This window comes from Pseudomonas sp. BP6 (assembly GCF_017875935.1).
Lineage (GTDB): Bacteria > Pseudomonadota > Gammaproteobacteria > Pseudomonadales > Pseudomonadaceae > Aquipseudomonas > Aquipseudomonas putida_Y.
Genome location: NZ_JAGINI010000001.1, coordinates 1,880,329 through 1,906,028 on the forward strand (window position 1 = coordinate 1,880,329; position 25,700 = coordinate 1,906,028).

22 protein-coding genes and 1 pseudogene are annotated in these 25,700 nt (G+C 62.3%); 5 read left to right on the top strand and 18 right to left on the bottom strand.

From position 1 onward, the window contains the following. Nucleotides 1–2: 2 nt before the first annotated feature. Nucleotides 3–2,993: a T6SS effector BTH_I2691 family protein gene (locus J3A98_RS08680; RefSeq protein WP_209965354.1), complete on the bottom strand. Its 2,991-nt coding sequence runs from the start codon at nucleotides 2,991–2,993 to the stop codon at nucleotides 3–5. Nucleotides 2,994–3,320: 327 nt separating this feature from the next. After that, nucleotides 3,321–3,608, bottom strand: a complete 288-nt coding sequence (locus tag J3A98_RS08685) for a hypothetical protein (RefSeq protein WP_209965356.1) — start codon at nucleotides 3,606–3,608, stop codon at nucleotides 3,321–3,323. A gap of 164 nt (nucleotides 3,609–3,772) precedes the next feature. Between J3A98_RS08685 and J3A98_RS08690 the strand changes: the two genes are divergently transcribed. Both J3A98_RS08690 and J3A98_RS08695 read left to right on the top strand, forming a co-directional pair. After that, nucleotides 3,773–4,201, top strand: coding sequence for a DUF2231 domain-containing protein (locus J3A98_RS08690; protein ID WP_209965359.1), 429 nt, complete (start codon nucleotides 3,773–3,775; stop codon nucleotides 4,199–4,201). Continuing rightward, nucleotides 4,198–5,489, top strand: a pseudogene (locus J3A98_RS08695) (sorbosone dehydrogenase family protein). Before J3A98_RS08690 ends, J3A98_RS08695 begins: the two are co-directional and overlap by 4 nt. Before the next feature lie 84 nt (nucleotides 5,490–5,573). Here J3A98_RS08695 and J3A98_RS08700 read toward each other — a convergent pair. After that, nucleotides 5,574–7,706 carry a TonB-dependent siderophore receptor gene (locus tag J3A98_RS08700; protein ID WP_209965360.1) on the bottom strand — a complete coding sequence of 711 codons (2,133 nt, stop codon included), beginning with the start codon at nucleotides 7,704–7,706 and terminating at the stop codon, nucleotides 5,574–5,576. Nucleotides 7,707–7,922: 216 nt separating this feature from the next. Between J3A98_RS08700 and J3A98_RS08705 the strand changes: the two genes are divergently transcribed. Further along, nucleotides 7,923–8,504: a hypothetical protein gene (locus J3A98_RS08705; RefSeq protein ID WP_209965362.1), complete on the top strand. Its 582-nt coding sequence runs from the start codon at nucleotides 7,923–7,925 to the stop codon at nucleotides 8,502–8,504. A gap of 80 nt (nucleotides 8,505–8,584) precedes the next feature. Here J3A98_RS08705 and J3A98_RS08710 read toward each other — a convergent pair whose 3' ends face one another. From J3A98_RS08710 to J3A98_RS08720, 3 genes are all read right to left on the bottom strand, one after another. Beyond that, nucleotides 8,585–9,223: a peroxiredoxin-like family protein gene (locus tag J3A98_RS08710; protein ID WP_209965364.1), complete on the bottom strand. Its 639-nt coding sequence runs from the start codon at nucleotides 9,221–9,223 to the stop codon at nucleotides 8,585–8,587. Between the two features lie 20 nt (nucleotides 9,224–9,243). Further along, nucleotides 9,244–10,008: a hypothetical protein gene (locus tag J3A98_RS08715; RefSeq protein ID WP_209965369.1), complete on the bottom strand. Its 765-nt coding sequence runs from the start codon at nucleotides 10,006–10,008 to the stop codon at nucleotides 9,244–9,246. 334 nt (nucleotides 10,009–10,342) lie between these two features. Then, nucleotides 10,343–10,822 (bottom strand): MarR family transcriptional regulator, encoded by a 480-nt coding sequence (locus J3A98_RS08720; RefSeq protein WP_209965371.1) that lies wholly within the window; start codon nucleotides 10,820–10,822, stop codon nucleotides 10,343–10,345. Between the two features lie 226 nt (nucleotides 10,823–11,048). Between J3A98_RS08720 and J3A98_RS08725 the strand changes: the two genes are divergently transcribed. Further along, complete coding sequence (locus tag J3A98_RS08725) at nucleotides 11,049–11,567, top strand: DMT family transporter (RefSeq protein WP_209965373.1); 519 nt, start codon at nucleotides 11,049–11,051, stop codon at nucleotides 11,565–11,567. Here J3A98_RS08725 and J3A98_RS08730 read toward each other — a convergent pair whose 3' ends face one another. The 3 genes from J3A98_RS08730 to J3A98_RS08740 all read right to left on the bottom strand — a co-directional run bounded on the left by J3A98_RS08730 (nucleotide 11,568) and on the right by J3A98_RS08740 (nucleotide 13,693). Further along, the gene (locus J3A98_RS08730) at nucleotides 11,568–12,476 is read right to left on the bottom strand and encodes a LysR family transcriptional regulator (RefSeq protein ID WP_209969788.1); all 909 of its coding nucleotides are present in this window, start codon (nucleotides 12,474–12,476) and stop codon (nucleotides 11,568–11,570) included. A gap of 162 nt (nucleotides 12,477–12,638) precedes the next feature. Beyond that, nucleotides 12,639–12,968 (bottom strand): hypothetical protein, encoded by a 330-nt coding sequence (locus J3A98_RS08735; RefSeq protein ID WP_209965375.1) that lies wholly within the window; start codon nucleotides 12,966–12,968, stop codon nucleotides 12,639–12,641. Between the two features lie 74 nt (nucleotides 12,969–13,042). Continuing rightward, nucleotides 13,043–13,693, bottom strand: coding sequence for a DUF998 domain-containing protein (locus J3A98_RS08740; RefSeq protein WP_209965378.1), 651 nt, complete (start codon nucleotides 13,691–13,693; stop codon nucleotides 13,043–13,045). Between the two features lie 199 nt (nucleotides 13,694–13,892). On the opposite strand from J3A98_RS08740, the gene J3A98_RS08745 reads away from it, so the two are divergent. Then, nucleotides 13,893–14,642: a FadR/GntR family transcriptional regulator gene (locus J3A98_RS08745; RefSeq protein WP_003247694.1), complete on the top strand. Its 750-nt coding sequence runs from the start codon at nucleotides 13,893–13,895 to the stop codon at nucleotides 14,640–14,642. 132 nt (nucleotides 14,643–14,774) lie between these two features. Here J3A98_RS08745 and J3A98_RS08750 read toward each other — a convergent pair whose 3' ends face one another. The 9 genes from J3A98_RS08750 to J3A98_RS08790 all read right to left on the bottom strand — a co-directional run bounded on the left by J3A98_RS08750 (nucleotide 14,775) and on the right by J3A98_RS08790 (nucleotide 25,569). After that, nucleotides 14,775–16,355: an aldehyde dehydrogenase (NADP(+)) gene (locus J3A98_RS08750; RefSeq protein WP_209965380.1), complete on the bottom strand. Its 1,581-nt coding sequence runs from the start codon at nucleotides 16,353–16,355 to the stop codon at nucleotides 14,775–14,777. Between the two features lie 58 nt (nucleotides 16,356–16,413). Beyond that, nucleotides 16,414–17,967: a galactarate dehydratase gene (gene garD, locus J3A98_RS08755; RefSeq protein WP_209965382.1), complete on the bottom strand. Its 1,554-nt coding sequence runs from the start codon at nucleotides 17,965–17,967 to the stop codon at nucleotides 16,414–16,416. Between the two features lie 77 nt (nucleotides 17,968–18,044). Beyond that, nucleotides 18,045–19,409: an MFS transporter gene (locus J3A98_RS08760; protein WP_209965385.1), complete on the bottom strand. Its 1,365-nt coding sequence runs from the start codon at nucleotides 19,407–19,409 to the stop codon at nucleotides 18,045–18,047. A 104-nt stretch (nucleotides 19,410–19,513) separates the two neighbouring features. Further along, complete coding sequence (kdgD, locus tag J3A98_RS08765) at nucleotides 19,514–20,425, bottom strand: 5-dehydro-4-deoxyglucarate dehydratase (protein ID WP_209965387.1); 912 nt, start codon at nucleotides 20,423–20,425, stop codon at nucleotides 19,514–19,516. Nucleotides 20,426–20,797: 372 nt separating this feature from the next. Continuing rightward, a complete protein-coding gene (locus J3A98_RS08770) occupies nucleotides 20,798–21,607 on the bottom strand; it encodes a type 1 glutamine amidotransferase (protein WP_176683276.1) in 810 nt (269 codons plus the stop codon). A gap of 469 nt (nucleotides 21,608–22,076) precedes the next feature. Then, nucleotides 22,077–22,859, bottom strand: a complete 783-nt coding sequence (locus tag J3A98_RS08775; RefSeq protein WP_010954443.1) for an amino acid ABC transporter ATP-binding protein — start codon at nucleotides 22,857–22,859, stop codon at nucleotides 22,077–22,079. Between the two features lie 22 nt (nucleotides 22,860–22,881). Then, nucleotides 22,882–24,126: an FAD-binding oxidoreductase gene (locus J3A98_RS08780; RefSeq protein ID WP_176683277.1), complete on the bottom strand. Its 1,245-nt coding sequence runs from the start codon at nucleotides 24,124–24,126 to the stop codon at nucleotides 22,882–22,884. Between the two features lie 16 nt (nucleotides 24,127–24,142). Further along, complete coding sequence (locus J3A98_RS08785; protein ID WP_176683278.1) at nucleotides 24,143–24,853, bottom strand: ABC transporter permease subunit; 711 nt, start codon at nucleotides 24,851–24,853, stop codon at nucleotides 24,143–24,145. Next, nucleotides 24,850–25,569, bottom strand: coding sequence for an ABC transporter permease subunit (locus J3A98_RS08790; RefSeq protein WP_021781693.1), 720 nt, complete (start codon nucleotides 25,567–25,569; stop codon nucleotides 24,850–24,852). The genes J3A98_RS08785 and J3A98_RS08790 overlap by 4 nt, the downstream gene beginning before the upstream one ends. Nucleotides 25,570–25,700: the final 131 nt, after the last annotated feature.

Here is a 25,700-nt window from a genome sequence, read left to right on the forward strand (position 1 = left end):
GATCAGCGCTCCAGACGAAAAATTGACAGGGTCTCATTGTCTTCGTCCAGGCCTTGATTGGCGCTGTAAGCTAGATGCAGTGAGATATGTTCTTGGTTGGTAAGCGTGTTCTCGAAATGCAGAACCAGGCCAGCACCTACGATGTGGCCGGTCGGGGCAATTGGGAATACGTCCATTCTTTGGTCATCATGGAGGGAGCTCAAGCTTCCTGACCATTCGCTTACGCCTAACCTGAAGCCAGGTAGCAGGACTGTGAACTCAACGGTTGGTTGAAATGTGCCTACTTCGTTATGTGTGATAGCTGTCCAGTTTGGCGGAGACCAGTGATTGTTTTGATTCCATCTTGTATCGACTTTGGTTATGCCGAGTGTGAGGGCTTGCTCAGCTGAAATTAGCTTTGGTCCAAAATGCTCATCATGCCAAGCTTTGATTTCTGCATGCAGCGATGGGAATGCAGGCAGTTTTTTTTCATGGTCCAAGATGATTTCAATGCGGATTTCTCCATCGTTAATACGATTGCCGAAGATGCTACGTGCTGCCCAAAGTTCAATAGGGCTGTGAAGATGTTCATGTGCCTTGGCATGTAGGTAGAGCCCCCCTGCAATGATTGCAATACCTACGAGTACAAGTGCAGCTGCTGCCCATCCAGCGAAGGGAATAATGGATGTCACGCCCGCAACTGCAAGTCCTGCTTCAAGGGCAACAACAGAGCCAGTAGCCATCGTTACCCCGCCGGCCAAGGTGTATCCGCCTGCAGTTGAATTACCACTGTCGAGTTGGCGCATTCCCTTAGATAGGTCAGAAAATAGGCTAAATGCAATTGCCGGGTATCCGGCTAAACGCGCAAACAAATTGCTACTCAAAAACTTGATAACCCCATTGCCAAAGGCCAAGCCCGGCGCTGTGGCACTTAATCTCAGCATGACGGCCTTTTGCGTTGCCCGCACGCTGACCAATGTCGCCGCCGCTGCACCGATCACCCCGAAAACAGATGAAGCGAACCCCAGGGTGTATTCCGGTGCATCGCTCTTCTGCAGGCTGCTGTACGCCGTCTTGAGCGATAAGATGTTGAACCACAGCATCCCTGCGTTTAAACCACCACCACCACCTGAGGTGAGTAACCCAAGGAAGTTAGGTTTCGCACGCGCAGTAGTGGTCAGCTCGATGGACACCGTGCGGCTACCCGAGATGCGCAACGCTTTCATCTCTTCAACCTGCGCCATGCCGCTCTTCAAATACCGCTGCACCTCCTGGCTAAAGGGGTTTTCCGTAATGGCCTGCTCGGTGATTCGATAGCGTGCCGCCAACAACCCCAGCGCTTTCTCGGCATTGGCCTCACGCGCTGCCAACTGCACCTGCCGCCGCAGGCCATGACTGGCATCCCAGCGGGTCTGCCCGCGCAGGCGCTTGAGCACCACGGTATTGACCGACTGGGCGGTGAGGTCGGTGATGTCAGCCATGGCCGGGAAGCGACCGGCCAGCCCTTCGATCACGTTGTCGCTGGCGCCGAACAAAGAGCCGATCGAATCGGCTTTGTCCTTGAACGGGTTGAACGGCGCCAAGGCGGTGTAAAGCGGGCTGTCGTGCTGGTCCAGCCATTGCTCCAGGCGTTTGAAACGCCGGTCATGATCTTCGGTGCCGGGTGTCGGCTGGCCCATTGGGTGAATCAGCAACGCCAGTGAGATTTCCAGACCGCGGGCGGAGGTGCGTTCGTTGCGGTCGTAACAGGCCAGCGCCGCAGCGAGGCTGTAGGGGTTATCGATGTGTTGGGATTCGGCCGTCGCCAGCCAGGCGTCATGATCGTTGCTGGCTTGCAAGGCCAGGTTGCGCAGGGCGGCAATCCGCCGTTCCAGCGCGTCGCGTTCGGCGAGGAAGCGCCGGTATTTGTCGACATCGAGGCGCTGTGCCAGGCGCGCGCCGTTGGGGGAATAGTCTTCATGGGTGAGGGCCTGGAAATGGGACTCGGCCGGTGACAGGGCGGGCCCCCGGCGTGACGTGCCCAGCCTGAACGCGGCCAGTTCTGGTGAGGGGGCATCCGCCGGGTACAGGCTTTCCAGCGTCTTGTTCAACAGCATGGCGACCAGGTTGCGATGGTGAAAGTCGCGGCTCTGCGGGCTGAGCTGCTCGGCATCCAGCCGGTAGCATGCCGGCACGCGCTCCTGCTCGGGAGGTTGAGCGGGTTTTGTGTGTTCCAGTTGCTCGGCGGGCATCAGGTCACGCAGTTGATGCTGGTAGGCCGAGACCGACAGGCTCAGGTCCAGGGCCATGCCTTCGGCGTCGGCGAGCGCCACCACCACTGGCACTTTCGGCTGGGTCCAGGGGTAGTGGCGGGCGATGGCAGTGAGGTTGCCGATGGGCAAGGTTTCGGTGACCGGGTCGCTGCTCCAGGTCAGCGGCATGCGCCGCTCGGTTGGCTTGAAGTCTTCGACCCAGGTTTGCAGGGCACTCACTGGCAACACATGGGGCTGGGTGGACGGCGCCTGGTTGCCGCTCACCAGCTCGGCCATGTCCAGCTGGCGCATGTGCCGTTTGCGCAGGGCTGGCGAACCGGTGATACGGGCGGTGATGGCGTTGGTCCACAGGTGCGGGCTGTAACCGATCCACACTTCCTTGGCGGTGTCCTGACAGGTGTCGGCCCACACCCAGCCCGTGCTCTGGCCGGACAGGTAGCGGCCACGCTGGTGGTAGTCCTCCAGCCCTTGGTAGCGCAGCTCCTTGTAGAGGCCCGCGCCGACGTGCTCATGAATGACCAGCTTTTCGCCCAAAGGGCCTTTCATGAACACGTAGACATAGCCCGGGCGCAAAGCGCGGAGGGTATAGGCCGAGTGCTGCAGTGGAGTGAAGCCTTGTTCCAGGTTGAAGCCTGCATCGGCATAGCGGCAGGCGGGGGCGTCGGCGGTGCGGGGCACGATGGCGTAGCGCACTGGCAGGATGGGTATGCGTGCGCTGCAGGCTGGACCGGAGGTGGCGCTGCTGACGGAGGCATTGGTCATGCGAGCTCCTTGCTCAGAGAGACAGTCTTTTCGAACCAGAGACGCACTGCGGCAACTTTCAGTACTGACAAGACTGAAATAGCGTTATTCATACTGTGCTGGATTTAAGCCCCAGATCTATGCTGTAAGAAGTTTCCTACTTACTTGCTGAAATGAACGGGTGGCCTAGTACCTGGAACTCAAGTGAAAGACAATGCCTCGAACGCTGCTTTTTGGTCGAGTTTGAAAGTGTAAGATTTTATTTGAATATATATTGTATTTGCGCAGCTTCGTGTGAAAAGTTGCAGTGTGTTTGTAGGAAGTTTCTTGCAGTAAGTTTTTATATGTTCAGTTCTTGCACTTGGCCAGCACTACCTGGCAAGTCCTGGGCGTGCCTCCCGAGCGGCTGGCATAACGCACGCAGTTGTTCAGCGATTTCTGTTGCGCAATGCTCAATGTATTGCCCCAGGCCAGGCCGCCTTCACCGATAGTGGGGACGGCCTTGGCGAAGCAGTTGGAGCCCACTGCAGGCGTGGCGTAGCGTGCCTGGCTGGCTTTGCTGGAGCAACCAGCGGTAAGTGCCAGGCTGAGGCCTAACAGGGTGGCCAGTACCCAGGACGTAGTAGGCCTGCTCATGTATTCCCCTTCTGCACTTGGCAGCAAATTCCTTGCAGGATATTTCATTACAGCGAAGCGGTGAACTATCTCGGCGTCAAGAGGCTCCTTTGCTAAGCGCACCCTGCGTTTACCTGATGGCGCAAGACCATCAGCCCTGGGTCACTGAATGAAAAGGAGGCACCGTGACCGCATCAGATCAAACCCTCTACCGCTGTACGCCCAGCCCGCTGCATGCCTTGCTGCTGGCAGGCAGTGTGCCGTTGTTCCTTGGCGCGCTGTTGAGCGATCTCGCCTACTACAACAGCTACCAGATTCAGTGGAGCAACTTCGCTGCTTGGCTGATCGCCGGTGCCTTGGTGTTCTGTGGGCTGGCACTATTGTTCGCGCTGGCCAACCTGATCCGCGCCGAGCGCAAGGGCGGGCGCGCTACGTTGTACTTCGTACTGCTGCTGGTGACCTGGGTGCTTGGGCTGATCAATGCCTTTGAGCATGCCAAGGACGCCTGGGCGGTAATGCCTTCCGGGCTGATGTTGTCGGTAATCGTGACAGTGCTCGCAGTGGTGGCCGCCTGGATCGGTTTGAGCAACCTGCGTTCAGGAGGTGTGGCATGAAGCCTTTGCATGCATTTAGCCTGTTGGGCGTGGCGCTATTGCTGAGTGCCTGTGGTGGCGACGGCGAGCCGACCCAGGCCCACGGCCCGGATCCGAAGCTGCCGGAACCTCAGCGCGGCTTGCTGCCGAGCATGAAGATTGCGCAACCGGCTGCCTGGGGCGAACTGAAACCGACCGTGCCGGAGGGCTTCAGTGTCACCGCCATCGCCACCAACCTGAAAATCCCGCGCCAGAGCCTGGTGCTGCCCAATGGCGACATTCTGGTGGCTGAGGGTCGGGGGGCAGCGCGGCCAAGCTCAAGCCCAAGGATGTGATCGCCAGCCAGATCAAGGCCAAGGGCAATACCCAGGTCAAGGGTGGCAACCGCCTGACCTTGCTGCGCGATGCTGACGGCGATGGCAACTACGAGCTACAGGCCGTGTTTGCGGAAAACCTCAACGCACCGTACGGCTTGGCCTATGCCAACGGCAAGCTGTATGTAGCCAACCAGGATGCGCTCGTGCGCTTTGACTACCAGGAAGGCCAGACCCAGGCCGACGGCCCGCCAACCAAGATCACCGACCTGCCGGCCGAGATCAACCACCATTGGACCAAGGCGCTGACCATCAGCCCGGATGGCCGCTTCTTGTATGTGGGTATCGGCTCGAACAGCAATATCACCGAGCGCGGCCTGGAGGTGGAGATCGATCGGGCCATGGTCTGGCAGGTCGATGCCGAGAGCGGGGCGCACCGGCCCTATGCCTCCGGCTTGCGTAACCCGACGGCATTGGCCATTCAGCCGCAGACCGGACAGTTGTGGACGGTGGTCAACGAGCGGGATGAGTTGGGCCCTGACCTGGTGCCCGACTACCTTACCTCGGTGCGTGAGGGTGGCTTCTATGGTTGGCCTTACAGCTACTGGGGGCAGCATGTGGATGAGCGGGTGCGGCCGCAGAACCCGGACATGGTGGCGGCGGCGATCAAGCCGGACTACAGCCTGGGTTCGCATGTGGCCGCTCTGGGTGTGGACTTCTCGACCCCGGCAATGGGCGAGCGCTTTGCCGACGGTGTGTTCGTGGGCGAGCACGGCAGTTGGAACCGGCCCAACCCGGTGGGGTACAAGGTTATTTTCGTGCCGTTCAGCAATGGCAAGCCTGCTGGGGAACCGATCGACTTCGCCACGGGCTTTCGCGGTGAGGATGGCAAGACCCGGGGGCGACCGGTTGGAGTGACGGTGGACCCGCGGGGGGCGTTGATCATTGCCGATGACCTGGCGAATACGGTGTGGCGGGTGACGCGTAATCGCTGAATGCTATCGGGGCAAATCGGCAAAGCTTGCTGGCGATGGGCCGCAGAGCGGCCCAATTGCTGACTGGCAGGCATTGCACACGGGTCAGAAGCGGTAGTTGAAGCTGGCTTCCAGCGTGCGCGGTGCCCCTGGGGTGATCAGGTCGACCGAGCCATGTGCCGAGGCATAGTAGTCACGGTCGAACACGTTCTTCAGGCGCAGCGCGGCATCCCACTGCGGCACGCTGTAGAGCAGCGCGGCGTCGAAGATGGTATAGCCCGGCATCACCACCACATTGTCGAGCGCTGTGTAGCGTTCGTCGACGTAGTTGGCGCCGGCGGCCACACGCCACTCCGGTGTCAGGGTATGTACCAGCCAGACGTTGGCGCTGTTGCGCGGCGTCAGGGTAGGGGTCTGGCCTTCGTTCGCCACGCCATTGGTCTTGCTGTTGGACTTGGTGATTTCGGCGTCCAGGTAAGCGTAACCGGCATAGATCTGCCACTTGTCGGTGAGATCCCCGCTGATGGTGGCTTCGAAGCCATCGGTACGCTGTTCGCCAGCCAATACGGTCAGGTTGGGGTTGGCCGGGTCGGCAGTCTTCATGTTGGTGCGCTCAAGGCGGAACACTGCGGCGGTCAGTGACAGGCGGCTGTCGAGCAGGTCCCATTTGGCGCCGATTTCATAGTTGGTGGTTTCTTCCGGCTCCAGGTGCTGGTTGCTCGGGCTCACCGCGAACACTTCGCCCGAAGGCTGGTAGCTGCGGCTGACCGACACGTAGTAGGACTGGAATGCGTCTGGCTGGTAGACCAGGCCGGCACGCGGGCTCCAGGTCTTGTCGGTACGATCAAGGTCGATGTTCTGCACGCGGTCGTCGTTGTACTCCTGGCCAAAGATGTCATAACGCACACCGACCAACGCCTTCCAGTGCGCGTTCAGCTCGATCATGTCCTGCACGTACAGACCGGTGGTCTGCTGGAAGTTGGTGCCCTTGGAAGACAGGTTGGCGGCATGCTCCGGTATCGGCACCAAGGCATCGCGGTAAACCGGTACCTGGGCCACGTTGGTCTGGCTCAGCACGCGCTGGTACTTGTCCTGAAAGCCTGCTTCCACGCCATACAGCAGGTTGTGCTGCATGCCGGCCAGTTGCGCCTGTTGCTTGAGCTCCGTCTGGTTGAACACACCGTACTCATCGCGAGCGACGTTGCCGCGGTTGAGCTTGATCAGCAGTTCACCATCAGGCGCGGTGACGAAGCGCGTCGGGCTGCTGTCGGCCAAGGTGTTGTTGCGGTCCAGGTCGTAGCGGTAGTAACGGCTGGTGTTGGTCAGGGTGAAGTTGTCGTTGATGCGGTAGTCCAGGCTGGCTGTAAGCGAGAACACCTCGCTGCGGGCGTAATCCTGGTCAGCATCGCCAGAGCCGAAGCGTTTGTCGCGGTCCACGTCCACCGGGCGGTTGCCCAGGGCCGGGATGCCGAAGTCGATCAGGCGCTTGTCGTACAGGTAGGTGGCGCCCAGGTTCAGTTCCAGGTCGTCCGAGAGACGGAAGTAGGCCGACGGTGCGATGGCCTTGCGGTCGATGTAGCCATCATCGCGGAAGGTGTCGCTGTCTTCGAAGGCACCCGTTACGCGGTAGGCCTGGTTGCTTTGCGGGTCGGCCCAGCCGGTGTCGAACTGGGTTCGGCGTTTGCCTTCGCTGTCGAAGTTCATGCCGACTTCGCGCTTGGGCGTGAAGCTTGGTTTCTTGCTGATGCTGTTGATCAGCCCGCCCGAGGAGCCACGGCCATACAGCACCGCGGCCGGGCCCTTGATCACCTCGACGCGCTCGATGTTGGACAGGTCGCGGAAGTACAAGGCGTCGTCACGCACGCCGTCGATGTACATGTCGCCAATGGCGCTGAAGCCACGGATGGTCACCTGGTCGCGCTGGCCGTCACCGTTTGACAGGCCGATGCCGGGCACGTTCTTGAGCACGTCTTCCATGGACTGTGCGCCCTGGTCCTTGATCACGCTTTCGGGAACGACGTTGACGGTTTGCGGGATATCGCGCAGCGGTGCGTCGATTTTCATGGCGGTGCGGCTTTCACTGGCCTTGTAGCTTTGCTGCTCATAGACGCTGGTGACGGCGGTGGCAGGCAGGGCGAGGCTACTTTGCGTATCGGTTTGGGCGGCAGCGTGTACAGCAGGCACAACGAGCAGGCCAAGCATGGAAATTGATGCTGTGGCAACAGACTTTTTTGCCATTACAGGCGACTCTTTGTTGTTATCGGGAGTCACGAATAGTAATGATTTGCAAATGTAAAGCAAGTGTAAAGAATTCGTATTAGCTATAACAGTGGTTTCGGCGCCGAAATGCGTCGCGCGCCGGAAGGGCCGGCAAGGCGGCAGGTAATGGCTATGCTTGATATCGCGTGAACCTTTCACGCGCCTATTCGGACTTGATCACAGGGAAGCACGCCTATGAACCCCATTCTTACTCTCGCTCGTGCTGTAGCCCTTGCCACGCTGGCCTCTGCTGCCAGCTTCACGGTACAGGCTGCCGGCATCCCCATCGGGAGCGAGGCGCTGGAAAGCCATGTCACCACACAGGTAACGGCTATCGACCTGGCCACCCGCCAAGTCACGGTGAAAGGCCCTGACGATAAGAAGGATGTGACGTTCCAGCTGACCGAAAAGGCCAAGGCGCTGCCCAACCTGAAAGTCGGTGACCAAGTCGACATCTACGTGACACGCGCCGTGGCCTATGTGCTCAATCCGGACGTGGGTGGGGCGCCGAAAGCGACTGAAGAGTCCGGTACCATCCGTGCAACCGAGCAAAACCCCAACCCGGGCGGCGAGGCGTTCCGCCAGGTCAAGGTTACCTCTCAGATCAAGAAGATCGACCTCAACACGCATGAGGTGAGCTTGTTGCCGCCGGAGGGCAAGCTGCAGGTGGTCAAGGTCGAGAATCCAGACCTGCAGAAACGGATGAAGAACCTCAAGGTTGGCCAGACGGTCGACGCGATCTACACCGAAGTGCTGCGCGTCGAAACCTCGCGCTGACCTCAGCCGTTGCCGACCTCGGTTACTCGCCTACGATCGGGCATTTACGGTCCGGGCAGCCCGGTGCCGGGGTGCGGGCCTCAGTGGCCCGCGGCTTCGATCAAAGCCTGGGGTTCGGCACGCTCGGAGTAGTCGACATTGACGAAGGCATGGCGAATGCGGCCATCCTGGCCGATGACGAAAGCGCTGGCCATCGGCAGGCTGAGGTCGTCGCATTCGTTCAGTGCCTTGAGGTCGGCGCCAAGTGCTCGGTATACCGCCTCCAGCTCTGGCTCCAGCTCGAAGACGATGCCGTACTGGCGCGCCAGCTGGTTGCCCGGATCGCTCAGCAGTTGGTAGCGCACGCCCAGGGATTCGCGGGTTTTCAGGGTGGCAGCGCGGCTCTGGGCGGAGACGGCGACCAGCGTGGCACCGCTGGCGGCCAGATCGCCTGCCATCTGCTGGTATTCGCTAAGCACTACATTGCAGAACGGGCACCACAGGCCGCGGTAAAACACCAGTACCAGCGGGCCGCGTGCCAGCAGGGCCCGCAGGTCCACGGCCTTGCCATCGGCATCCTCCAGCACGGCCAGCGGGGCGTTGTCGCCGGCTTTGAGCACGTGGTCCTCAGGATGCCTTGCGATCAGGGCTTGCAGCGAAGCGCCAAATTTTTCCAGCACCTCGGTGGGCAGTTGGGCCATCTGCTGTTTGACGGCGTCGAGTTTTTCCTTGAGTGACATGCTTGTTTCCTTGTGATGGTTCACTGGGGCAGGCTTCGGGTAGCACGGGCTTGTATGCGCTGCGAGGCCTTGCAGGCCGGGGGATGGCGCTGAAACAGCTGAAGTACCCAGTCGGGACGGGTCTTGCTGGCATCATTGAGCCAATTGGCGACCGAGTCCTGGGCATATTTCTCGGCTTCGGCCAGCAGCGGTACCAGCAACGGCTCGGCCACTTCTGGATGTTGCTTGAGCGTTGCAATGTGCTCGCACCAAACGCCGCGCGGGCGCAGGATCTCGATGCAGAACCGACGCACCAGTGGGTCTGCATCGCCGGTATGGCGACCAAGTAGCGCCAGGGCGGCTTCAGGGTGCTGGGCCAGGCGCGGGCGCAGGGCAATCCAGGCCCATTCACGCACGCCGAAATGCTCATCGCGGGCGAAGCGAAACTGCGCCAGCAGGGCATCTTCCACAGGCTGCGAGCGTGCAAGGTACGCCTGGGCGAACGCCGCCCAGCTGCGCACGGTATCGGACGGGTGCGTACAGCATTGCTCGAACACCTGCTGGCGCAAAGGCTCGGGGGCCTGCTCCAGCCACTTGCCCAGCGCCAGGCCAATGGCCGCCACTTTTTTTGACAGGCCCAGTGCCTGGGCCTGGTCTGCACTGGCAGCGAGGTGCTCTACCAACGCTGCGGGCAGTTGGCCTGCCAAGGCGTTGACCAGGGCGGCTTGATCCACCGCCAGGCACTCGGCCAGGTTGCGGGTTGGCAGTTGGCCAAGGTCGATCAGGGACTTTCGGTCGTCGCTCATTGCTGAGGTTCCATGGCGGTGGCACGGTGCACTCGATGACCGGCCAGGCACGTGTACAGCCTCGTTGATGTGCACATCCTCCAGTGGACGGCCCAGTGCCGAATCTTCGATGGGCGAAAGCTGAAACCCTCGATGGCCAGTGGCTGTCTGGCAAGGCGGCGGATGAACAGTCGCCGGTAAAGTGCCGCTGGCAGGCAGGCCTCGAGCCAAGGTTGGCGACGACTTGGCTGGTCGTGTTCGCTATGTACCCGGGGCTTCCTGCCAAGCCGGGCCAATACGCTCTGATTCTGCAACATTATCCACCTCCATGTGGTCTTGCGGGTGTGCCTTGGGTTCAGTGCTTGTCCGGTGGCAGTGCCAGGGCAGGACTGGCCGAGAGTGCCTGTAGCGTGATGGACAGGGCGTCGCGTTGCGTGTTGTCCAGTGACTGCATGATCGTGCCGATCCAGTCGGTGTGTTCGGCGAATACGGCGTCGAGTACCGCTATGCCTGCCGAGGTTAGGCTGATGCTCAGCTTGCGACGGTCATGGGCGTCCTTGCGGCGCTTGATAAAACCATCACCCTGCAGGCCGTCGAGCAGGCCGGTTACGGTGCCCGAGGTGATTGCCAGGCGCGTTGCCAGCTCCAGCGGTGTCAGGCGGCCGCCTGCGCCTTGCAAGGTCAGGAGGATTGCGAACCGCCCTTCCGACAGGTTATGGCGGGCCAACCGTGCGGCGCATACCCGGTTGATGGCCGCTGCAGCGGACAGGAGTTCGAAACACAGGCGCACGTTCTGTCTGGCGTCAGCGGGGGCCTCGGTCAGTGCATCGAGCATGATGTGATGCTTGTTCTCAAGCGTATTCATAAGGCGCAGTTTATCTTGGTGCCTTACTAAGTCAACAGCCCAGATGTCTCAGGGTGAAGACAGCCATGCGCACGCCGGCCGGAAGGGATGTTTCACTATGCAGGGTACGAATAGTTCAAGTGCAGGATTTTGATTTCTATCAGTACTGGGGAATGCAGCATCATGGTGGCCATAGATACCTTGGATGAGGATTGCCATGTTCAGTAAATCAATGCTCCTGCTGGCGCTTCCTGTGGCCATGGCGTTGCTTGCCGGTGCTGTATTGCCGTTTCAGGCCGCGGGTAATGCTGCGGTAGGCCGGGTACTTGGGCACTGGCTGTGGGGGGCTTTCACATCGTTGACGGTAAGCATGCTGGTGGTGATTGCTGCCCTGCTGATCATCCGGGTGCCGGCGCCAGACATGGGAAAGGCCCTGCAGGGGCCCTGGTGGTTGTGGATTGGTGGCGTGCTCGGGGCAATGTATGTAGCCGGCGCCGCAGCACTCACCCCCAAACTCGGCGCAGCAGGGTTCCTGGTGCTGGTGGTGGCAGGGCAGATCATCACGGCAGTGCTTGCCGACCACTTCGGGGTGATGGGCCTGGGTGGCAAGCCGCTTAGCCTGACCAAGGTGGCAGGCGTGGTGCTGATCCTGTGCGGAGTGCTGCTGGTACAGGGCTCTTGGGCAACGGCGTCACCGGCCCATTCCACGGCAGCTGTGAAGGGACAGGAAAACTGATCAGCGCCCTGGCTGGCTACAGGCCCATACGGTTTCGCGCAGCCAGCGGTGCCCGGGGTCACTGTCCTTGCGGTTGTGCCAGGCTTGCTGATAGTCGAAGGAGGGAATGGCCAGTGGCGGCGTGAACTGGCGCAGTGTCCTGTGCTGGCGCAACGACCCCACTGCGCGGCTGGCCACCGTCAGGATCAGGTCAGTGCCGGCCAGCACTTCAACCGCCGCACTCCAGTGTGGCAAGGCCAGGGCAATGCGGCGTTGCAGGCCCCGGGTGGCCAGCGCACGCTCGATTTCATCGAAAGCATCCGGACGCATGGCCATCAATACATGTGGGCGTGCCAGCCAGTCTTCCAAGGCCATGCCGCCGCTGGCAGGCAGGACCTGGCGATCGGCAACGCTGATGAAACGATCGGCAAACAGGGACTGGGCGGTGATGTTCTGAGGCAGTTCGGGGAACAGGCCCAGGGCCAGATCCAGTTCGCCATCGAGCAACTGCGCCAACATGGTTTCACGGCTGGCCTGGCTGATGGCCAGGTCCACTCCGGGCGCGACTTGGCGCAGGTGGCGCAGCAGGTGCGGCAGGATGATGCGCGAAGCGTAGTCGGACAGCGACAGCCGGAATCGGCGCTGGGCCCGGGCTGGGTCGAACAGCGGGGTGGCCAGCAGGCTGTCGAGATTGCTCAGTGCATCCTGTAGTGGCTGTGCCAGCGACTGGGCGCGGGCAGTGAGGACCATGCGGCCGCCTTGGCGTACCAGCAAAGGGTCGTCGAAGTGTTTGCGCAACTGCGCCAAGGCGTGGCTGACCGCTGGTTGGCTGCGGTGCAGACGCAAGGCTGCACGGGTCACGTGCTTTTCGCTGAGCAGGGCGTGCAGCGCGAGCAGCAGGTTGAGGTCGATCTTGCGCAGTTCATCCATCGGGTGAATGGCCTTGGTCAATTCTGGCGGCTTGAATCAGCTTATCAGATGCTTGAGTGTTGCACGCGCTTACAAACTGCTGGCGATAGAGGCCGCTTCGCAGCACATGGACTCTACTAAATGACTTTATATTTGCTATGTAATTTACTGATAAAAATAGAATTATCTTCTTGCAGTCGCATGCTGAACACACTGCTCAAAGTAAGTCCGCTTTATCGCTGCCGGCTTGAGCCGCGAGCGGCTGTTGTAGGTTTGTTCGGTAATGCCGAAGGCAGTCATGCGCATCCACGGTTTGGGAAACTTACGCACCTGAAGCTTCTTGCGTGTGGCGTACAGCGTTACCCCGGAAAGCTTGGCCTGCTGGGCCTCGGCGGCTATCTGCGCGCCCCAGCCACAGGTGTGGCGATCGTTCTGGCTCAGTGGCCTGGCCTGGGCGCCGAAAGCGAGGGTGGCCAGCAGGCAGCCGGCCATCGTTGCTAGAATTACTCGCATGTTGCTGTCCTAAGCATCTGAAAGAAAACGGAGTTTGCCTTCGCTTTCCGGTGCTGTGGGCCAGCAATTTGCCGTCAGGTCACCGCCATGCGCAGAGGGCTGGCCGCGGGCTTGCGCAAGCTTGTCCAGGCCAGGCTGGCAACCCAGAGCACCGACACGCCATAGTTGAGGCGTTGATACAGGCCGAACAGCTGGCCACTCTGCGCCGCCTGGCCCATCAACGCGACGGTGGTGATCGCCAGTACCACGCAAGCCAGCGAAAACAGCGCCAGAGCGGGGGAGCCGGCAATACGGTTGCCCAGCCATGCCCATAGGGCGCTGGCCAAGGTCAGCGAGAGGAACATCAGCAGGCCAAACAGGTTATGCAGTTGCTGCGAGGTAGATGGCTGTGCCGGTGCACAGCCCTGGTCGCAGGGGAACCAGCCGGTGCCCAAACTGCCCATGCCATGCAGCAACACCAGGCCCGCACTTAGCAGCGCCAGCTTCGAGCTGTGCCAGCGCCGTACCAGGCCCCAGGCGAACAGGGTAAACAGCAGGGCTAGAGGGTAGTTGTTGACCCGTGGCGACCAGCTGTGGGTGGGCGAGCCGGCCGCGCCAAGCTGGCTCATGGCCTGTTGCAGGTGGTCATAGCCAGGGTAGGCCTGGGCGGTGAGCCATACGCCCGCCAGCAGCCATAGGGGGATCAGCAGGCCACTGCCGAGCAAAAGGCGGTCGAGGGTTTTCATACTGCAGATTCCTTCCATGGATCAGTGAGCGTGAAGGCATACAGTACAGGCTCGCGCAGACCATGGGCCAGTGATTCTGCGCGTTTTTTCATGGGCCAGGGTCTACAAAGATGGGCAATAAATACCGCACCGGGTGTATGTGATCGTACAACCGCTTGCGCTATGATGAGCGCTGTCTTTCAAGGTGAAATACAGGGCAATGACAGAGCAGCAGGTACAGGCAAGGACCCGGCGCAAGCCGCGCAGTCTGGCCCAGGAACTGGTCACGGTGCTGACCGAACGCATTCGCAGCGGCCAGCTCAAGCGCGGCGACAAGCTGCCGACCGAATCGCAGATCATGGCCGAAGAGGGCGTCAGCCGCACGGTGGTGCGTGAGGCGATTTCGCGGCTGCAGGCTGCCGGGCAGGTAGAGACCCGCCACGGCATCGGCACCTTCGTGCTGGATGCGCCGGCTACGGGCGGTTTCCGTATCGACCCGGCCACCGTGGTCACCCTGCGCGAAGTGCTGGCGGTGTTGGAGTTGCGCATTGCCCTGGAGATCGAGTCGGCCGGGCTGGCGGCCCAACGGCGAAGCGACGAAGCCCTGGCCGGTATGCGGGCGGCGCTGGACGAACTCAACGAGGGGGCGGCCCACGCCACTGATGCGGTGTCGGCGGACTTCCAGTTCCACCTGCGCATTGCCCAGGCCAGCGGCAACCACTACTTCGCCGACATCATCAACCACCTGGGTACCAGCATCATCCCGCGCACCCGGCTGAATTCGGCGCGCCTGGCCCATGATGACCAGGCGCATTACATGAGCCGCCTGATGCATGAGCACGAGGCGATCTATGAGGCGATTGCCCGGCGTGACAGCGAAGGGGCGAAGATGGCCATGCGCATGCACCTGAGCAACAGCCGCGAGCGCTTGCGCCAGGCGCATGAGGCGGCGGAAGCACAAGGGACCTGAAGCCTTTGCTGCCTGTAATGGCCTCTTCGCGGGCAAGATAGCCCTGTAGGAGCGGGCTTGCCCGCGAAGAGGCCGGTACAGTCAAAAAGAAAAGCCCGCCGTGCGCAGGGCTTTCTTGTTGCTTGCAACCAGTCAGATCGCCCCGTCACTCCACTGCCCGTTCACCAACCGCCGCAGCCCCAGCGGGTTGCCGTCGCGCAGTGCTTCAGGCAGCAGTGTCTGCGGGTAGTTCTGGTAGCACACCGGGCGCAGGAAGCGGTCGATGGCCAAAGTACCGACCGAGGTGCCTCGCGCATCGGAGGTCGCGGGGTACGGGCCGCCGTGCACCATCGCATCACAGACTTCGACACCGGTCGGGTAGCCATTGACCAGGATTCGACCGACTTTCTCCTCCAGCAGCGGCACCAGCCAGGCGAAGGCATCGAAGTCCTCCGCTTCGCCGATCAGCGTTGCGGTCAGCTGGCCACGCAGGCCGAGCAGCGCGTCGCGCAGTTGGTCGTTGTCCTGCACCTCTACGGCCACGGTGGTGGGCCCAAACACTTCTTCCTGCAACAGCGGGTCGGACTCGACCAGCAGGCGTGCATCGGCCTTGAACAGCTGAGCGCGCGCCTGGTTGCCGTCCTGCACCTGGCCGGCCGCATGCTCGATACCGGCATGGGCATGCAGGTGTTCAAGGCCGCCAACGTAGCTGCGCAGGCCGCCAGCGTTGAGCATGGTTTGCCCGGCTTGCTGATCCAGGTACTGGCCAAGGTCGGCGAGCAACTGGCTGTACTGTGGCGACTGCAAGCCAATCACCAGCCCAGGGTTGGTGCAGAACTGCCCGGCACCCATGCACACAGACCCCGCCAACTCGCGGGCAATGGCCTCGCCACGTTTGGCCAGGGCGCCCGGCAGGATGATGACCGGGTTGATGCTGGACATCTCGGCGAATACCGGGATTGGCTGCGGCCGCTCAGCGGCCATGCGGCAAAGGGCATCGCCGCCTTTCAGCGAGCCGGTGAAGCCAACCGCCTGGATGGCGGGGTGCTTGACCAGCCACTCGCCCACGCCGCCACCAAACACCATGTTGAACACGCCCTTGGGCATGCCGGTACGCTCAGCGGCGCGCATGATAGCGCAGCCGACCAGGTCGGCGGTGGCCATGTGGCCGCTGTGCGCCTTGAATACCACCGGGCAGCCTGCGGCCAGGGCGGCGGCGGTATCCCCCCCGGCGGTGGAGAAGGCCAGCGGGAAGTTGCTGGCACCGAACACCGCGACCGGGCCCACGCCGATGCGCATCTGGCGCAGGTCTACGCGTGGCAGCGGCTGGCGCTCGGGCAGTGCCAGGTCGATGCGCGCTCCGAGGAAGTCGCCGCGGCGCAGCACCTGGGCGAACAGGCGCATCTGCCCGCTGGTGCGGCCGCGCTCGCCCTGGATACGGGCGGCGGGCAGGGCGGTTTCGCGGCAGACGATGGCGACGAAGGCGTCATCCAGTTCGTCGAGTTCAGCGGCAATGGCGTCGAGGAACTCGGCCCGACGTGCCGGGGCCAGCTGGCGGAACTCGGCGAAGGCAGCGGCAGCGGCCTTGGCGGCCTGGTCCACTTCGGCTTCGGTGGCCTGGGTAAAGCTGTAGGGCAGGGCTTCGCCAGTGCTGGCGTCCAGGCTCTGCAGGCGCTGAGGGCCAGCGGCACTGCGCTGACCGGCGATGAAATTATGGCCGAGGATCTCAGGCATGGGGTGCTCCTGTGGGATTGAGAGTGGAGTGCGTGAATGCGTGGTCAGGGCTGCGGCATCAGGTAATGGGCGCCGGGTTGAACAGGGTGATGTCGTTGTGCAGCCGGTGTTGTTCGGCCCAGGTCTGCTTGCGGCCGCTGGCCACGTCCAGGTAGTAATGGAACAGCTCCCAACCCAGCTCCTCGATGGTCGAGCGACCACTGGCGATGCGACCGGCGTCGATGTCGATCAGGTCGGGCCAGCGTTGGGCCAGTTCGCTGCGGGTACACACCTTGACCACCGGTGCCATGGCCAGGCCATAAGGGGTGCCGCGGCCGGTAGTGAAGACGTGCAGGTTCATGCCAGCCGCCAGTTGCAAGGTGCCACAGACAAAGTCGCTGGCCGGGGTGGCGCAAAAAATCAGGCCTTTGCGGTTGACCCGCTCGCCTGGGCCGAGCACGCCCTGGATAGCGCCGCTGCCCGACTTGACGATCGAACCCAGCGACTTCTCGACGATGTTCGACAGCCCGCCTTTCTTGTTGCCCGGCGTGGTGTTGGCGCTGCGGTCGGCAGCGCCTTGCTGCAGGTAGCTGTCGTACCAGTCCATTTCGCGCACCAACGCGTCGGCAACGTCCTGGTTTTCCGCGCGCGAGGTCAGCATGTAGATCGCGTCGCGCACCTCGGTCACTTCAGAGAACAGCACAGTGGCGCCAGCGCGGACCAGCAAGTCCGCGGCATAGCCCAGTGCCGGGTTGGCGGTGATGCCCGAGAAGGCGTCGCTGCCACCGCATTGCATGCCGAGGATCAGTTCGCTGGCCGGGACCGTTTCGCGGCGGCGCTGGTCGAGCCTCTTCAGACGGGTTTCGGCCAGGTCCATGATCTGCTCGATCATTTCTACAAAGCCAAGGCTGGCATCTTGCAGGCGGTACAGCCATGGGTCGCTGAGGTCCACCGACGGGTCGTTGTCGTGCATCACCTGGCCGGCTTGCAGTTTTTCACAGCCCAGGCTGATCACCAGTGCCTCGCCGCCGAGGTTGGGGTTGCGCGCCAGGTTGCGCACGGTGCGGATCGGGATGTAAGCGTCGCGGGCGTTGATTGCCACGCCGCAGCCGTAGCTGTGGGTAATGGCCACCACGTCGTCGACGTTGGGGTATTTGGGCAGCAGCTCGTTGCGAATGCGCTTGACCGCATGTTCCAGCACGCCGGTCACGCATTGCACGGTGGTGGTGATGCCGAGGATATTGCGGGTGCCGACAGTGCCGTCGGCATTGCGATAGCCCTCGAAGGTGAAGCCCTCCAGCGGCGGCAGCGGCTGTGGCACGGCGTCGCAGCGCGGCAGGCTGTCCAGTTCCGGGGCGGCCGGCATGGCCAACTGGCTTTCCTGTACCCAGCTGCCTTGGCGCAGCTCTTCCAGCGCGTAGCCGATGATTTGCCCGTAGCGGCGTACCGGCTCGCCCTTGGCGATGGCCACGGTGGCCACCTTGTGACTTTGCGGCACGTCTTCGACCAGGGTCAGGCCGTCGGCAAAGCGGGCGCCTTCGCCCAAGCCGCCGTCGTTGACGACCACCACGACGTTATCGTCGTCGTGCAGGCGGACGTAGCGGGGCGAGTCGGAATGTTCGATCAACTGCATGTTTGGGCCCTACTTGTCAGGTTCTCAGGCTTTTGTACATCCGCCTGCGCCGGGTGACCCGGCGCGGGCGTGTTCTTTCAGTGACGTGAGCTGGCCAGTTCGCCGTCGGTGGCAGGCTCAGCGTGTGGCTTTGGGGCGGCATCACGCAGCTCGATGCGCTTGATGGGGCCGACGATAACCAGGTAGCTGAATACCGCGACCAGCGCGTTGGCACCCACGTACACAAGCGCCCACTTGAACGAGCCGGTGGCGCTGATGATGTAGCCGATCACGATAGGGGTGGTGATCGAAGCGATGTTGCCGAAGGTATTGAACAGGCCACCGGACAGCCCGGCGATCTGCTTGGGCGAAGTGTCCGCCACCACCGCCCAGCCCAGCGCACCGATGCCCTTGCCGAAGAACGCCAGCGTCATGAAGCCAACCACCATCCACTCGGCATCGACGTAGTTGCAGAACACCATGGTGGTGGACAGCAGCAGGCCACAGACGATCGGCAGTTTGCGCGAGAAGGTCAGCGAGTTGCCGCGGCGCAGCAGCCAGTCGGAGATCACGCCACCCAGGACGCCACCGATGAAACCACACACCGCCGGCAGCGAGGCGATGAAGCCGGCCTTGAGGATTGTCATGCCACGTTCCTGCACCAGGTACACCGGGAACCAGGTGAGGAAGAAGTAGGTGATGGCGTTGATGCAGTACTGGCCCAGGTAGACGCCCAGCAGCATGCGGCTGGTCAGCAACTGCTTGATGTAACCCCATTTCGGGCCGTCGCTGCCGCGCTTCTGGTCCATGTCGACCAGGCCGCCGTTCTGCTCGATGTGCTCGAGTTCGCTTGGGCTGATGCGCGGGTGTTGGCGCGGGTTGTAGATGGTTTTCAGCCACACCATCGAGAAGATGATGCCTATCACACCCATGACCACGAACACGTGCTCCCAGCCGAAGCTGAACACGATCCAGCCCATGATCGGGGCGAACAGTGCAGTGGCGAAATACTGCGCCGAGTTGAAGATGGCCGACGCCGTGCCGCGTTCCTGGGTCGGGAACCATGCGGCGACGATGCGCGCGTTACCCGGGAATGACGGGGCTTCGGCGAAGCCCACCAGGAAGCGCAGGGTGAAGAGGGTGACCACGGCCCAGGCAACCGGCAGGCCACCGACAAAACCCTGCAGCAGGGTGAACAGCGACCAGGTGAAGATGCTGAAGGCGTAGACGTTCTTGGAACCGAAGCGATCGAGCAGCCAGCCACCAGGAATCTGGCCAGCCACGTAAGCCCATCCGAAGGCGGAAAAGATATAACCGAGGGTTACGGCGTCAATGCCGAGGTCTTTCTGCAGGCTGGAGCCTGCGATTGCAATGGTCGCGCGGTCGGCATAGTTGATCGTGGTCACCAGAAACAGCATGAACAGGATCAGGTAGCGCACATGCGTTTTCTTAGTCGCTTGCATGCTGGCAATACTCCCACTAGTTATTTTTGTGCGGGCTCACGAATTGTAACCGGAGTGGGGCAGGCCCACTCCGGGCGCGGCATCTGGCAGGCCGCGGGCAGCGCTTACTGCGGGCCCATCTTGTCCATCAACGCGGCGAGCATCTCGTACTCTTCGGCGGTGAGGTCGGTCAGCGGAGTACGCACCGGGCCGGCGTCGTAACCGGCAATTCTGGCGCCAGCCTTGACGATGCTGACGGCGTAGCCGGCCTTGCGGTTGCGGATGTCCAGGTACGGCAGGAAGAAATCGTCGATCAGCTTGGCCACGGTGGCGTGGTCGTCCCGGGCGATGGCGTTGTAGAAGTCCATGGCGGTTTTCGGCACGAAGTTGAACACCGCGGAGGAGTACACCGGTACACCCAGGGCCTTGTAGGCGGCCGCATACACTTCGGCGGTCGGCAGGCCACCCAGGTAGCTGAAGCGCTCGCCCAGACGACGACGGATCGACACCATCAGCTCGATATCACCCAGGCCGTCCTTGTAGCCGATCAGGTTCGGGCAGCGCTCGGCCAGTTTTTCCAGCAGGTCGGCGTTCAGGCGGCAGACGTTGCGGTTGTACACCACCACACCGATGTTTACCGATTTGCACACCGCTTCGACGTGGGCGGCGACGCCGTCCTGGCTGGCTTCGGTCAGGTAGTGCGGTAGCAACAGCAGGCCCTTGGCACCCAGGCGCTCGGCTTCTTGCGCGTATTCGATGGCCTGACGGGTGGAGCCGCCGACACCGGCGAGGATCGGCACCGAAGTGGCGCAGGTGTCAACCGCGGTCTTGATCACCTGGCTGTATTCGCTGGCGGCCAGGGAGAAGAATTCACCGGTACCGCCGGCGGCGAACAGCGCGCTGGCGCCGTAGGGGGCCAGCCACTCAAGGCGCTTGATGTAGCCAGCCGGGCTGAAGTCGCCCTGGGCGTTGAAGTCGGTGACCGGGAAGGACAGCAGGCCGTGGGAGAGGATGGATTTGAGTTCTTGTGGAGTCATTGTTGTTGGCATCCTGGGGCGCTTGGGTGAAGGGTGTTGTCTTGCGTCGGAGGTAAGTTATCGTACAACCTATTCGATGACTAGTCCTTTTTCAGAATTTTGTGTTCTCGCCAGGGTGGCCGTCTGGATAGGTGTGTTGTGGCGCAGATCGAGCGCCGCCCGCGCGGCGCTCGATTTCACAGGCGCAGCAGGTACGACGACAAACACATGGCAGTCATCGTATCTCTTGAGGGGAAGAAAAAAACGATCGCGGAGACAGGCACAAGCCCGCCGCCCGATTCCACGGGAAGTGTTCTGGGACCAGCAGAGGGTGACCGGGGAAACGGGGGCGGCCTTGCACCGCCCCGCGATCAAAGCAGAGGAAACTGAAGGTCAGGCCGCGTGCTGACGCTTGGTTTGCGCCTTGCGTACCTGGGCCCGGCAAGCGTCGCCGAAAGCCTGGAAGATCTTTATCGAATCAGGGTTCTTCGCCGCTTGCCATTCGGGGTGCCACTGCACGGCGAACAGGAACGGCGAAATGCTTGGCGCGTGAATCGCTTCGACCAGGCCGTCTTCGGCACGGGCGATGGCTTCAATACCGGCGCCGAGCTTGTGCAGGCCTTGGCCATGCAGCGAGTTGACGCGAATCTCGTCGGTACCCAGGGTGTCGTGCAGCCAGCTGCCCGGCTGGATCTTCACCCCATGCACCTGGGCGTACTGCACTTCGACCGGGTCTTCGGGGTTTTCCCGGTGGTCATTGAACCCAGGTTCGGCATACACCTTCTGGTAAATGTCACCACCCAGGGCTACGTTGATTTCCTGCATGCCACGGCAGATGCCGAAGATGGGCAGGCCACGCTTGATCGCCGCCTTGACCAGCGGAATGTCGAACAGGTCGCGGTTTTGGTCCTGGCCTTTGCCTGGGGTCTGGTTTTCCTGGCCATACAGGGCTGGGTCGATGTTGCTGCCAGCGCCAGTCAGGTACACGCCGTCGGCCATGTCCAGGTAGGTCTCGAGGTCTTCAGTGCCGAAGCAGGTGGGCACCAACACCGGGACGCAATCGGAGAACTCGACCAGCGGGCTAATGTATTTGTGGGTCATGACCTGATAGTCATGGCCTTTGCGCTCTTGGGTGCCCATGGTCATCAGGACGACGGGTTTGCGCAGGGAAGGTTGCTTGTTGCCAATGTTGCTGTTGGACATATGTCACCTTGGGACAGGTTCGACCTGTCGTTGTTGTGCAGGCGCACGGCGCGGGGCCCTGAGTGCTGCCTGTGGCCCCGAGCACTGCCGGCTCGTCAGAGGCGACGATTCCGGTCGGGGCTTGTAGATAGCTTGCCAGAGCCGTTCGATATGTCAAACGACGGAAGCGGGCTTTAACGCGGGGAATACGCCGTTTTTTGGGGGCTGAAACCGATGCGGGCCTGTGGCGGCGTGGGTTTGGCAGGGGCTGCGGTCAATAATATTTAACGATGCAGTCGGGTCATTGCAGCGGTGCAATGAGTAGGTGACTTGAAGTCACCTCGGTCCTTGGAGGAGCAACTGTCTTGCTCAACTTCTAAAAGCTGGCGCGATCCCTGTGGGAGCGGGCTTGCCCGCGAACACGGGCGAAGCCCGTGCCATGCACGGCGGTGTCTTCTTCGCGGATAAACCCGCTCCCACAGGCTTTCAATCAATGCAGGATCTGCGCCAGGAATGCCTTGGCCCGCTCGGTGCGCGGCTGGTTGAAGAACACCTGCGGCGGGCTGTCCTCGATGATCTGACCCCCCTCAAGGAACAGCACCCGCTCGGCTACCTGCCGGGCAAAGCCCATTTCATGGGTGACGCACAGCATGGTCATGCCCGTCCCAGCCAACTGCACCAATACATCCAGCACTTCGGCGACCATTTCCGGGTCCAGCGCCGAAGTGGGCTCGTCGAACAGCATGATCCGCGGCTTCATGCATAGTGCCCGGGCGATTGCCACGCGCTGCTGCTGGCCGCCGGACAGCTGGCTGGGGTATTTGTGCGCCTGGCTTTCGATGCCGACTTTGCTCAGGTACATGCGTGCCCGCTCCTCGGCGTCCTTGCGTGACAGCCCGCGCACGCTGGTGGGGGCCAGCAGGCAGTTGTCGAGCACGCTCATGTGCGGGAACAGGTTGAAGTGCTGGAACACCATACCGATGTCGCTGCGTACCTGTGCCGCCTCGCGCGTGGTGGCCGCCAGGTCGATGCCGTCCACCTGGATGCTGCCCTGCTGGGCGACTTCCAGGCGGTTGATGCAACGGATCAGGGTCGACTTGCCCGAGCCGGACGGCCCGCACAGCACGATGCGTTCGCCTTCGCGCACCTGCAGGTCGATGTCGCGCAGCACGTGGAACGCGCCATAGTGCTTGTTCAGGCCTTCGATGCGGATCAGCACCGGACGTGGGTCGGGTTCGGGGGCAAGGGTGGCAAGGCTCAGTGGTGCGGTCATCTTGTTGTTCTCCCGCATGGGTTCAGTCGAAACGGGTCGCGCTGTAAGGCGCGGGGTCGGTGAAGGGGGGCTCGCCAGTGAGCAGCTCGGCCAGCAGCCGGCCGCAGACCGGGCCCAGCGTGAGGCCGTGATGGGCATGGCCGAAGTTGAACCACAGCCCTGGGTGGCGCGGCGCCGGCCCGATCACCGGGCGCATGTCGGGCAGGCAGGGGCGGCGGCCCAGCCAAGGCGTGTCGTCCAGGCGCTCGCCGAGGGCCGGGAACAGCTTGCGCGCCAGGGCCTCGCAGCGGCCCAGCTGGATCTGGTTGCCAGGCGCACTGGCTGCGTCGAACTCGATGCCGGTGGTCAGGCGCACACCACGCGCCATCGGCGCCAGAACATAGCCACCTTGGGTGTCACAGATGGAGTGCTCCAGCTGAGCGCCGTCACGGGTGCTGTAGTGCATGTGGTAGCCCCGCTTGATTGCCAGCGGGATCTGGTAGCCCAGGCCGCTGAACAGGTCGGCCGACTGTGGGCCGAGGCAGGCCACCACTTCGTCAGCAGTGATCGGGCCGCGACGGCTCTCTACCCGCCATTGGCCATTGGCCTGGCGCAGGCTGCGCGCATCGCCATGCACGAACTGCCCGCCGCGTTGCAGGAACAGCGCCGCATAGCCACGGGTGAGCGCGCCGGGGTTGTTCACGGTTTTCGGGTCGAGCCAGTGGATGCCACCGACCACGGTGGCGTCCAACTGGTGTTCACGAGCCTGTAGTTGCCCGCATTCGAGGATTTCGAATTGCAAGCCGTAGCGGCTCAGGCCCTTGGCATCGGTTTTTGCCTGCTCGAACAGCGCTGGGTCGCGGAACACTTCGATCCAGCCTTTGGCTTGCACCAGACTTTCCAGGCCGGCAGCAGCGATCAGCGCGTCATGCTCTTCGACACAGCGCTGCACCAGCGGCAACATATCGGCGGCGGCGCCGGCCAGACGCCCGGGTGCCGACTGGCGCCAGTAGCGCCACAGCCACGGTGCGGCCTTGGGCAGGTGCGTCAGGCTGTAGCGCACATCGGGCTGGCGGTTCAGGCCGTAGCGCAGCAGTGCGCTCAATTGCCGCGGAAAGGCATAGGGGATGACACTGGAGCGCTCGATCAGCCCGGCGTTGCCATGGCTGGTGCCGCTGCCCGGTTCGTCGCGGTCGATCAGAATTACCTGGCGCCCGCGTGCCTGCAGGTGCAGCGCGGTGCTGACGCCGACGATGCCGGCGCCAAGGACAAGGGTCTGGCAATGCATGAAACGTATCCTTCGGTCAGTTCAGGTGGCGGCCCAGGCGGGCTTCCAGGTGTTTCAACAGGCGCCGCACCAGTTCGACGATCACCAGGTAGAGCACGGCGGCCCACAGGTAGATCTGGAAGTCGAAACTGCGCGAGAAGGCCAGTTTGGTCACGCCCATCAGGTCGTAGATCGTCACCAGCGAGGCGATCGCACTGGCCTTGATCATCAGGATCAGTTCGTTGCCCAGCGGGCCGATGGCCACCAGCAGCGACTGCGGCAATATCACCTTGAAGAAGGTGGTCGAGCGTTTCAGGTTCAGCGCCCGCGCCGCTTCATGCTGGCCAGGCGCAACCGCCATCAGGCTGCCGCGGAAAATCTCGGCCTGATAGGCGGCGGTGTTCAGGGTGAACGCCAGCAAGGTGCAGAACCACGCTTCGCGGAAGAACCACCACAGGCCGACGTCCTGCCAGAAGCCCTTGAGCGAACCCAGGCCGTAATACAGCAGGAACAATTGCGCCAGCAGCGGCGAGCCGCGGAAGAAGTACACGTAGCCGGCAGCCATGCGCTGCAGCAACAGGCTGCGAGACATGCGCGCAAGTGCCAGCAGAAGGCCGAGCACAGCGCCCAGGCTGAAGGAAATTGCCACCAGCTTGGCGGTGACCAGCAGGCCGTCGATGAAGCGTGGGCCGTAGCGCTCCAGCAGGTCGGGGTCGAGCACCATTGCCAGCAGTTGATCGAAGCTCATGCGCGTGCTCCTTGCAGGTGGCGGTTGCTGCGCCGTTCGATGTAGGCGAACACGCGCCCGGACAGTGCTGCGAACAGCAGGTAGCCCAGGCAGGCGACGCCGTAGAAGAACATCGGCTCCTTGGTTACGCTGACCGCCAGATTGGTCTGGCGCATCAGGTCGACCAGCGAGATGGTCGACACCAGCGAGGTGTCCTTGAGCAGCGACAGCCAGTTGTTGGACAAGCCGGGCAGGGCGATGCGGGTCAGTTGCGGCAGCAACACCTTGAAGAAACCGGTGCGCTTGCTCAGGCCAAGCGCCGAGCAGGCTTCCAGCTGGCCCTTGGGCAGGGTCTTGAAGGCGGCCAGCCAGATCTCGCTGGAAAACGCGGCGAACACCAGGCTGAAGGCGATCATCGCGGCGAGGAAGGTGTTGATGATGAACTCACCTTGATAACCCATGGCGGCGAGGATCTTCTGCGCGGCGATCTGGCAGCCGTAATAGATGATCAGCAGCGTCAGCAGCTCGGGCAGGCCGCGGAACACGGTAGAAAAGGTGGTGGCCCAGGCCCGTGGCAGGCGTTTGCGTGAGCGCGCCGCCAGCGCGACCACCAGGCCCAGTGGCAGGCCGATGGGCAGGCAGGCCAGGGCCAGGGAAACGGTAACCAGCGCGCCGGCCAGCAACGCCTGGCCCCAGCCTCCGCTGGCGAAAGACAGCAAGGACAATTGATCGAGCATGACGAACCTCTTGGGCAGGTTATGCGGCCTTGTGGGAGCGGCCTTGCGTCGCGATAGGGCTGCGTAGCGGCCCCAGGGTTTATGCAACTGCAGAGATTATCGGGGCCGCTACGCGGCCCTATCGCGACGCA